This is a genomic window from Nocardia sp. (assembly GCF_025465275.1).
In the GTDB taxonomy this organism is placed as follows: domain Bacteria; phylum Actinomycetota; class Actinomycetes; order Mycobacteriales; family Mycobacteriaceae; genus Nocardia.
Genome location: NZ_JAODNK010000067.1, coordinates 1 through 10,144, shown reverse-complemented (window position 1 = coordinate 10,144; position 10,144 = coordinate 1). Strand labels below are relative to the sequence as shown.

Below are 10,144 nucleotides of genomic sequence, written 5' to 3'. Positions count from 1 at the left end.
CGGCCCGGACCAGCGTGGCCAGTAGCGCGGTTTCCTCCACGGTAGCCGGTACATCGCTGACGCGGACCTCGACGGTGGGGAACGTAACCGACGGGCGCACATCCCAATACACCATCTTGCGGTCCAGGATCACGCCCAGCGACAGCATGGACTCGACCGCGGCGTCGAACTCGACGACCGTGCCGAAGTGAGGTGGCGGTCCGGCACTCGGCCAGCGCCGCCACAGAATGTTTCGCCAACTGGCATAACCGGTTTCGTCACCGTGGTAGATAGCCGAGTTGGCCGTCAACGACAGCAGCAGCGGCAGCCAGGGCCGCAGGAAATTGCTGACCTGCAGTGCCACTTCACGATCCGGTACCGCGACGTGCACATGGCACCCGCACAGGCCCTGTTCCCGGGCGAGCCTGCCGAACCTCTCGACGACCCGGTGGTAGCGCGGAGTGCTGGTAATCGACAGCATCTCGTCCGAAATGGTGGGGGGCACGGCGACTGCCAGCAGTAGTGCGTCGTTCTTCTCCGCGCAGGCCGCGGCGCCACGCCGCAATTCGCGCAATTCCCGGAGTAGATCAACCGTATTGGTGTGCACACGGGTGCTGGTCTCCACCTGGCACCGCATGATCTCCAATTGCATATCGATGCCGAAATCCGCAGCGGTGCGGGCGACGTCGGCATTTCTGCCGACCGGCGCACCGGTGCGCGGATCAACGAGGAGAAACTCCTCTTCGACACCCACCGTCGGCGGGGCTTCCACTCGTCATGTGTACCTCATCGCCGCGCGCCTGACACCTGCCGGAATGGTCTGTTTCGATCTGGTATCCCTGGCGCAAACTTGTCGGTCGATGGGTTCACAATGCGGAGATGACCTATGACGAAAAGCTTGCCGACCGGATTCGGGATGCGCTGGGGCCGGCGCTGCCGGAAGTGGTCGAGAAGAAACTATTCGGCGGATTGGCATTCCTGGTCGGCGGCAATATGGCCGTCGCCGCCAGCGGGCGAGGCGGCCTGATGGTGCGGCTCGATCCCGAGAACTACACCGATCTCCTCGTGCCGGGAGCGGTCGAAACCATGGTGATGGGCGGTCGGGAGACGCGCGGATGGGTACGGGTCACCACCGAGACCGTCGAGGATGACGATGCGCTCATCGAGTGGGTGGAGCGGGGGGTCGCCTACGCGGGCAGCCTTCCGGTGAAACAGGCCGCGGGCAGGAGCCGGCGCAAATAGTGTGCGGTGCGGCACATCGCATGAATTCGTGTGGCTCGCTTCACTGAAAATGCCGCTCGCGCAGTCATTTTGTCGCTTCGTGTCACCACCTATTTACACCGGGGCACAGCGCGGAAATCTCGGCCCCGCACTCTGGTGAATATGAGGCAAACCGAGGTTCATGCCCTGGCATGCGAAGTATGCGGTCGCCTGCCCCATCCTCGTCGCACCCGGCTGACTCTGGCCAAGCTCGCCGCGGTGTTCCCGGTCGAATTGGCTCTGCACGCAGTGGTCATCCATTTCGCTTTGCCATATCTCGTTACTGTCGTCGTACTGACAATTACCACCACCATTCTGGTCATCTGGGTGGTGGAGCCGGGGGCCATGCGCTATCTCGCCCGATGGCTGCACGGGCCGGAGCTCGATCATCGGCAGCGCCTGGACAGCGCGGAGTTGCTGTGGCGCATTCGAGTGCGCCTGGACAACACTCCGGGCCGACTGGAACTGCTCGCCAAACAGCTCACCTACCGCCACGCCAATATCCTCACGGTGCATGTGCACCACCTCGAGGACGGTGTGCTGGACGAACTGGTGGTGTCGACGCCCGCCGATGTCGGGCCGCCGCGCCTGGCCAACGCCATCGCCAAAGCGGGCGGGACGACGGTCGGCATCTGGCCCGCCTCGGCGCTGACGCTGGTGGACGGCCAGACCCGCGCACTGAGTCTGGCCACCCGGGTGGCCGGCGATCCCGGTGAGTTGCCGCTGGTCATCGCGGAATTGCTGGGCGCACAATATGTTTCGACCGTGGATCCGGAATATGCCCCAACCGGAACAATTCTGGAGATCGCCCCCGATATCGAGATCGACGCCATGACCTTCGTGCGTCCCGAGGATCCCTTCACGCCGGCCGAGATCGCTCGCGCACATCGGCTCACCGACCTCGCCCGGCTCACCGCCCGTCAAGGCTGATCGGCAGCGCACCCAGGGCTGATCCGCACAATCCCGTCAATCCGGGCTTCCCGGTTTCACCTCGTGGCACACTGCTCCTGGCGCACAGGTCGATAGGCGCAAGGGGATGATCGGATGGCGGTTCGGCGCATCGGTGCACGGCGGAGGAGCTCGGGAGACGCGGAACAACAGCGCGATATCGCCGGGTATCCGCCTGCCCGGCCGGCGGTGCGCGCGGCCAAGTTGGCGGCGCTGCCCATTGCCTTCGCGGGCCGCCGCGCGGCCGGCGCCAGTAAACGGGCACTGGGCAGATCGCCGGGCGAGGTGGATCAGGACATTCGATTGCGCACCGCGCAGCATTTCTTCGAGGTGCTCGGCGAGCTGAAGGGCTTCGCCGCCAAACTGGGCCAGATGCTCGGCATCTACGAGCTGGCGCTGCCGCCGGAACTGGCCGAACCGTATCGAATCGCCCTGGCCCGCCTACAGGATGCGACGCCCGCCATGCTGCCCCGCACGGTGCACGCGGTGCTGGCGGAGACCTTCGGACCGCAGTGGCGCGGGCAGTTCCGCGAGTTCGACGACTGCCGGGCCGCCTCGGCCACCATCGGGCAGGTGCACCGCGCGGTATGGCACGACGGCCGCAGCGTGGCGGTGAAGGTCATGTATCCGGGTGCGCGGGAGGCGGTGCACGCCGATCTCGCGCAATTGCGGCGCATGTCCGGGCTGCTCTCGGTCTTCGTTCCCAATGCCGATATCCGGGCGGTCACCGATCGGCTCGCCGAATGTGTCAGCGCGGAACTGGATTTCGCGGCCGAGGCGGACCGTCAGCGTGCCTTCGCCGCGGCCTATGCGCGGGATCCGGATTTCCGGGTGCCGGAGGTGGTGGCGCAACGCGGGGACGTCATTGTCAGCGAATGGCTGGACGGCATACCGGTTTCCAGACTGATCGCCTCCGGCGCGCAGTCCGAGCGCGATCGGGTCGGGGTGCAGGCGCTGCGGTTCGTGCTGTCCTCCGCCGAGCGCACCGGACTGCTCTACTGCGATCCGCATCCGGGGAATTTCCGGGTGCTACCCGACGGCCGACTCGGTGTCGTCGATTTCGGCGCCTGCCCGGCTTGGCCGCCGCCGCAGTTCGCGCCGCTGGTCCAGGATATTGCCGAGGCGCTGCTCAATGGCGGTACGGCGGAGCTCGATACGGCCATGCGGCGGCACGGTTTCGCCGACCGGCAGCGGATCTTCGATGTGCCGGCGCTGGCCCAGCAGCTGCTCCCGTTCGTGGAACTGCTGCGGCAGGAGCACTCTCGGGTGGACCGCGCCTGGCTGCGGGAGCGCGTACTCGTCGCGATGAACCCTCGGTTGAGCAATGTGCACCGGCAGCTCAGCCTGCCCGCCTACTACACCCCGTTCGCGCGGGCCATGACCACGCTGCTGGGCCTGCTGAGTCAGCTCGAAACCACCGGGCCGCTGCGCGACGAAATACTGCGCTGGTCACCGGAATTCGCCGCGGCGATGGCTCGTTATCACGCCCGGACCGGCGGGCCCGTCGACCTCGCTGCCGCACGATCGCGCCGCGCGGGAGCAGCGAAACGGGACGCTGCCACCGGGTGATTCTCCCGGTTTCCCGATAGCTCTTGATCACTGTCCCAGACAGCTCTACTCTGGAGTAGAGCCCCGCCTGGTGCGGGACGAGTCCACGGCGGCCTCGCAACGGGCCGCCGACGGCTGGCCGCAGCTACTCGAAAGGCGGTCGGCCGCTTCGCTCTCGAAAGGCCGGACATGGCATCGAATGGAAATCCGTCGACATCGGGGTCCGCCCCGGACCATGAGGTCGCCGTCATCGGCGCGGGGCCGGGTGGAATCGCCGCCGGCGTCAAGCTGAAGCAAGCGGGCGTCACAGATTTCGTGATTATCGAGCGCGCCGACGAGGTGGGCGGCAGCTGGAACGAAAACCATTACCCGGGACTGGAAGTCGATATCCCGTCGATTGCCTACCAGTACTCGTTCGCCCGAAATGCCAACTGGAGCAGGCTGTTCGCGCCCGGCGCCGAGGTGAAGCAGTACCACATCGATGTCGCACAGCGGTTCGGGCTGTATCCGCATCTGCGGTTCGGCACCAATGTGGTCAGCGAGGAGTGGGACGAGGACAACCACTGGTGGAAGCTGCATGTCGAAGGCGGCGCGATCATTACCGCACGCTTCGTGGTCAGCGCGGTAGGTGCGTTTGTCAGCCCGAAGCAGGATCCTGGTATTCCGGGGCTGGAGGACTATCAGGGGAAGTTGCAGCGGCCCTCGGAGTGGGATCACGACTACGACCTCACGGGTAAGCGGGTCGCCATTATCGGCACCGGCGCGAGTTCGGTGCAGATCACGCCGTCCATTGCCGGGGAGGTGGGCACTCTCGCGGTGTTCCAGCGGACGCCGGTGTGGTGTATTCCCAAGCCCAATCCCAAGATTCCCGAAGCGGTGAAGGTGGTCCTGCGCACGCCGGGGCTACAGGCGGCGACGCACGGGGCGGTGCTGGTTGCCGTAGATCTTGTGCTGCGGGCAATGTCGAATGCGCCCATGGCGGTGGTGCGGCCGACCATGCGGGCCGTGGACGCGTCCGCCATCGCGGGATACCGGGGGCTGCTGCGCCTGATGGTGCGCGATCCGCAGACCCGGGCGGCGCTGACACCGGACTACGGGCCGATTGCCAAGCGGCCCACCGCGAATACCGGCTATCTGCTGAGCTTCAATCGTGACAATGTCGAACTGGTCACCACCTCGATCGAACGGTTCACCCCGAGCGGTATCCGCACCACCGACGGGGTGGAGCACGAATTCGACATGGTGGTGCTGGCCACCGGATACCACGTCTTCTCCGATCCCGAGACCTACACCCCCGGCATGGTGGTGGGGCGCGAGGGTCTGGACCTGGGCAAGTTCTACACCGAGCACGGTCTACAGGCGTACGAGAGCGTGTCGCTGCCGGGTCTGCCCAATCGGTGGACGCTGGTCGGGCCGTACTCGTGGTCGGGCAGCGGATGGCATGCGTTCGTGGAGATGACGGCAGACCATGCGGTGCGGGCTATTTCGGAGGCGCGGCGGCGCGGGGCCACCTTCGTGGCGGTGCGGGAGGAAGCGCACGACGCCTACCATCGCGCGATCTATCAGCACGGTGCGGCCATGCGGTTCTATCTGGCCGAGCTGAATGCGCATGTGCCGACGTACTATCGGAATTCGCAGGGGGACAGCACCTATATCCGTCCCACCGGATTCTTCGCGGCGCGGCGCGGGCATCGGCGATTCCCGTTCTCCGACTATCGATTCGATCTGCTGCGGCCGCAGGTGATCACCGCCCCGCCGCAGGCCAATGGCGCCAAACCGAAACGTACGCGGCGCGCCAAAACCGATAGCCCCGCGTGACCCCTGCTCGACAAGGAAGTTGAGCCATGATCGAACTACCCAAGTCGGTCCGGATCGCTATGGGCGCGGCCAGTTATGGCATCAGTGATCGCAGGCTGGGACCGGCGGTCGCGGGCAAGGTCATTCTGGTGACCGGTGCGTCCTCCGGTGTCGGACGGGCCACTGCTCTCAGACTGGCCGCGAACGGTGCGACCGTGCTGGCGGTCGCGCGTCGCGCGCAGCTCCTCGAAGAATTGAGCACGGAGGTATTCGGCTGTTCTGGAACGGTTCACACGTATCCGGCGGACTTGAGCGATACCGATGCCTGTGCGGAGCTCATCGATCGGGTGCTCGCCGATCACGGCCGGGTCGATGTGTTCGTGAACAATGCGGGCAAGTCGATTCGCCGGTGGCTCTCGGATTCACTGGACCGCTGGGACAATTTCGACGATACCGCCAAGGTGAACTACCTGGGGCCGGTGCGGTTGGTGCTGAGCCTGCTGCCGTCCATGCGGGCCCGGCAGCAGGGGCACATCGTCAATATCAGTACGGCCGGGGTGCACGCGCCGAGTGTCGGCTGGACCGCGTACATCGCGACCAAGGCGGCCTTCAACTCCTGGATGCGCGGCGCCGCACCGGAATTGCGGGCGGATGGCATCACCACCACCGCTGTGCATCTGCAATTGGTGCGGTCGGAGATGCTGGGGCCGTTCCGGATGTACCGGTACACACCGAGCATGTCGCCGGAAGAAGCGGCGAGCATGGTGTGCCGGGCCATTGTGGATCGGCCGCTGGCCATCCGGCCGTGGTGGGAGCGCGCGGCCGCGCCGATGTCTTATGCGCTGGACAGTTCGCACACCGCGCAGCGGGCCATGGGGCTGTATGCGAGGGCGGGCAACTGGAACAATCGGCCGACGGATTGGGCCGGGCCGATCGGGAAGGTGGAGCAGGCGGTCAATCTGCTCGACGATGCGGTGACCATTGCGGGCTGGATACCGGCGGCGAGGGCATGGAATCTGCTGCCGCCACAACGGATTCCGCAGCTGCTGCTGTCACTGCGCGATGGGGCGGGGCTGGCGACGGTGCTGGCTTCCTTCGCGGCACGGTTCCCCGACCGGCTCGCCCTCATCGACGACAGCGGGTCGGTGACCGCCGCCGAGCTGCATCGCCAGGTGCGCCGGTTGGCTGCGGCATTGCGCGCGCGGTGGAATATCGGGCGCGGCAGTCGAATCGGGGTACTGAGCCGCAACCATCGCGGCTTCGTGGTGGCTTCCTTTGCGGCAGCACGACTCTCGGCTGATCTGGTGCCGTTGAACTACGGGTTCGCGGGGCCGCAGATCGGTGAGGTGCTGGAGCGGGAGGACGTGGATCTACTGCTGTACGACGCCGAATTCCACACCGAGATAGAGAAATCCGGGTATCAGGGACGCCGTGTGCTGGTGCGCGGGTCCGCGGGCGGACTGCCGACTGTCGAGGAGCTTGTTGCCGAGGGCGGTGCTCCGGTGCGCACTCCGGCATACGGCGGCTCGGTCGTACTGCTGACCGGCGGCACCACGGGGGTGCCCAAGGGCGCTCCCCGGCAGCTCGGTGTCCGGGAAGCCGTTCCCCTGATCGCGGGGCTGCACCCGCGCATGGTGCTGGCCATCGGCGATCTGGCCAAGATCGAGCCGATTCCGCGGTTGGGCAGCCCGATCGTCATCGCGCCGCCGCTGCATCACACCTACGGGTTCGGGGCGCTGCTGCTGGCCTTCCTGACCGGTTCCACCGCCGTCGTGCACGAGCGATTCGATGCCGAGCAGGCGCTGGCCGATATCGAACGCCACAGTGTGCGGATCGCCTGCCTGGTGCCGACCATGGTGAAACGCATTATGGAGCTGCCGGCGGAGGTGCGGCAGAACTACAACACCGAGACCTTGCAGATGGTGTTGTGCGGGGCCGCGCCCATGCCGCCGTGGCTGGCGGTCGCGTTCATGGACGAGTTCGGGGATGTGCTGTTCAACGGCTACGGATCCACCGAATCCGGTGCGGGCGCGCTGGCTACGCCCGCGGATCTGCGGGCCGCGCCGGGGACGGTCGGCAAGCCGCCGACCGGCTTCGTAGACATTCGGATTGTCGATGAGCAGGGCCGCGAGGTGCCGACCGGGACCACCGGGCGCATTGTCAACAAGAACCCCACCATGTTCCGTGGTTACAGCGACGGCAAGCAGCGGACCATGGTCGGAAAGTACATGGACACCGGCGATCTCGGGCATCTCGATGCGGAGGGTCGGCTGTTCATCGAGGGCCGGTCCGACGACATGATCGTATCCGGTGGGGAGAACGTCTTCCCGCAGGAAGTGGAGACCGTGCTGCTGGCACATCCGGCTATTGCCGATGCCGGAGCGATCGGGGTGCCCGATGACGATTTCGGGCAGCGGCTGCTGGCGGCGGTAGTCCTGCAGAACGGTGCGCGGGCCACCGCCGACGAGCTGAAACAGCACATCAAATCCACACTCGCCAACTACAAAGTGCCGCGCGACATCGTGTTCGTCACAGAGCTCCCCCGCACCACCGCGGGAAAGCTGCGCCGGCAACAACTTCCGGAGATCATCTCCGAATCACAGGACGCGAGGTCCCAGTCATGAACTCCACCAATGGTTCCCCCCTCTCCCCCACCTACGAGGTCGCTGTGATCGGCGCGGGTCTCGGCGGCATCGGCGCAGGCGTGGCGCTGCGCAAGGCCGGCGTCGAGAACTTCGTCATCATCGACAAATGGTCTCGCGTCGGCGGCACCTGGCTGGCAAACACCTATCCCGGTGTGGCCGTGGATGTTCCGTCGCCGGTGTACAACTTCTCGTTCCAGCAGCGGTCGAAGTGGTCTCGGTTCTTCGCACCCGGTGAGGAGATTCAGCGGTACGCCGAGGAGGTTGTCGACAAGCAAGGGCTGCGCGACAAGCTGCGGCTGGGATCGGGGGCGGCCAAGGGCGTGTTCGACGAGGTCAACGATTTCTGGCGGATCACGCTGGAGGACGGCACGGTGATTACCGCGCGCTTCGTGATCGGCGCGGTGGGCGGGCTGGAGCAGCCGCACAATCCCGAGATTCCGGGTATCGAGGACTACAAGGGCAAGCTCATGCACAGCTCTCGCTGGGATCATGAGTACGACTATCGGGGTAAGCGGGTGGCTGTGATCGGCACCGGGGCCAGCGCCCTGCAGCTAATTCCCGAGCTGGCCAAAGATGTTGCGCAACTGACGGTTTACCAGCGCCGCGCCATCTGGATCGCGCCCAAGCCGGACTTCCGGATGGGTCCGGTGCTCAATTCGGTGCTCAACTTCCCGGCGGTGCAGCAGACCGTGCGATTTGTCGGCAATGTGGGCGTGAATGCCGGTCTCGGAGCAGGATTGGCGGTATCCGCCCATCCGCGGCTCACCTCTGTCGGGCTGACTGTGGGCGAAACCGCGCTCAAGAGTTATCTTTTCGCTCAGGTGCGTGACCGCAAGCTGCGGGAGAAGCTGACCCCGGACTACCGGCTCGGCTGCAAGCGGCCGTCGGTGTCCAATGCCTACTTCCGGACCTTCACACAGTCGCACGTGGATCTGATCACCGATGGGATCCAGCGGTTCACGTCCACGGGGATCGTCACCGCCGACGGCACCTCGCAGGACTTCGACATGGTGGTGCTGGCGACCGGGTTCAAGGTCATGGAGAAGGGCTTCACGCCGCCGTATCCCATCTACGGGCGGGATGGGCTGGAGCTCGGGGAGTTCTGGGACGTCAACCGGTTCCAGGCATATCAGGGCGTTTCGGTGCCGCGCTTCCCGAATGCGTTTCTGATCGTCGGGCCGTACGCCTACGCACCGGGCTCGTACATTCCGCTGATCGAATCGACCTCCGCGCACGCGGCACGGGTGATCTCCGAGGCGGGCAGGCGGGGGGCAACCTGCGTCGAGGTGCGGCAGGAGCCGCATGACCGCTACTTCGCTCGGATGGACAAGCGTGCCAAGAAGACTCACCTTTTCAGTCAGGGGTGTGCGACTTCGAATACGTACTACATCAACTATCAGGGTGACGGGGCGGCGTTCCGGCCTTCTACGCAGCTTGAGATGTACTGGGAGAACCGGCATTTCCCGCTCGATGACTATCAGTTCACCACTGCGCGGCCGGTTCGCACTCGTGCGGACGGGCAGCGGGCGTCTGCCCCTGCGCTCTGACGGTTGTGGATGAGGAGTAGGTCATGACAGGAACGCCTCGGGCGCTGGTTCGGTCCGGTGTCGCGCTGCTTGATGCGGTGTCTGCGCCGTTGTTTCGGGCTGCTGGTGGGAATGTACGGGTTGGGCCGGTGGGGTTGGTGGAGCTCACTACCGTGGGGCGGCGTAGTGGGCAGCCTCGGAGCGTTTTCTTGACGTCGTATATGCGGGTTGGGGAGGGGTATTTGGTGGTGGGGACGCATGGGGCGGCTGTGCGGCAGCCTGATTGGTTTTACAACATTTCTGCTGATCCTCGGGGGGACTGCCCCGAGTTCGGTTGACTCGCGGGTGTGGTGTTTCAGGCCGCGATCGCGGGCTGGTTTATTGTCTCAAACTCGATCGGGGTCAGGCGGCCGAGGCGGCGTTGCCGCCGCTTGCGGTGGT

General features: G+C 65.7%; 8 protein-coding genes. 7 read left to right on the top strand and 1 reads right to left on the bottom strand.

The window, feature by feature from the left end; all coding sequences use genetic code 11:
* On the bottom strand, positions 1 to 751 hold a 751-nt coding region (locus tag JWN03_RS15105), incomplete at its 3' end, for a glutamate--cysteine ligase (protein ID WP_297614871.1).
* A 107-nt stretch (positions 752 to 858) separates the two neighbouring features.
* Between JWN03_RS15105 and JWN03_RS15100 the strand changes: the two genes are divergently transcribed.
* The 7 genes from JWN03_RS15100 to JWN03_RS45490 all read left to right on the top strand — a co-directional run bounded on the left by JWN03_RS15100 (position 859) and on the right by JWN03_RS45490 (position 10,041).
* On the top strand, positions 859 to 1,221 hold the full coding sequence (locus JWN03_RS15100; RefSeq protein ID WP_297614870.1) for a TfoX/Sxy family protein: 363 nt from the start codon (positions 859 to 861) through the stop codon (positions 1,219 to 1,221).
* A gap of 141 nt (positions 1,222 to 1,362) precedes the next feature.
* Positions 1,363 to 2,169 carry an amino acid-binding protein gene (locus JWN03_RS15095; RefSeq protein ID WP_297614868.1) on the top strand — a complete coding sequence of 269 codons (807 nt, stop codon included), beginning with the start codon at positions 1,363 to 1,365 and terminating at the stop codon, positions 2,167 to 2,169.
* Positions 2,170 to 2,283: 114 nt separating this feature from the next.
* On the top strand, positions 2,284 to 3,756 hold the full coding sequence (locus JWN03_RS15090; RefSeq protein WP_297614866.1) for an ABC1 kinase family protein: 1,473 nt from the start codon (positions 2,284 to 2,286) through the stop codon (positions 3,754 to 3,756).
* Between the two features lie 168 nt (positions 3,757 to 3,924).
* Positions 3,925 to 5,553 (top strand): flavin-containing monooxygenase, encoded by a 1,629-nt coding sequence (locus JWN03_RS15085; protein WP_297614864.1) that lies wholly within the window; start codon positions 3,925 to 3,927, stop codon positions 5,551 to 5,553.
* Between the two features lie 26 nt (positions 5,554 to 5,579).
* Positions 5,580 to 8,156, top strand: a complete 2,577-nt coding sequence (locus tag JWN03_RS15080; protein WP_297614862.1) for an SDR family NAD(P)-dependent oxidoreductase — start codon at positions 5,580 to 5,582, stop codon at positions 8,154 to 8,156.
* A complete protein-coding gene (locus JWN03_RS15075) occupies positions 8,153 to 9,724 on the top strand; it encodes a flavin-containing monooxygenase (RefSeq protein ID WP_297614861.1) in 1,572 nt (523 codons plus the stop codon). The genes JWN03_RS15080 and JWN03_RS15075 overlap by 4 nt, the downstream gene beginning before the upstream one ends.
* Before the next feature lie 23 nt (positions 9,725 to 9,747).
* Positions 9,748 to 10,041, top strand: a complete 294-nt coding sequence (locus tag JWN03_RS45490; protein WP_366914423.1) for a nitroreductase family deazaflavin-dependent oxidoreductase — start codon at positions 9,748 to 9,750, stop codon at positions 10,039 to 10,041.
* The last annotated feature ends 103 nt before the right edge of the window (positions 10,042 to 10,144 follow it).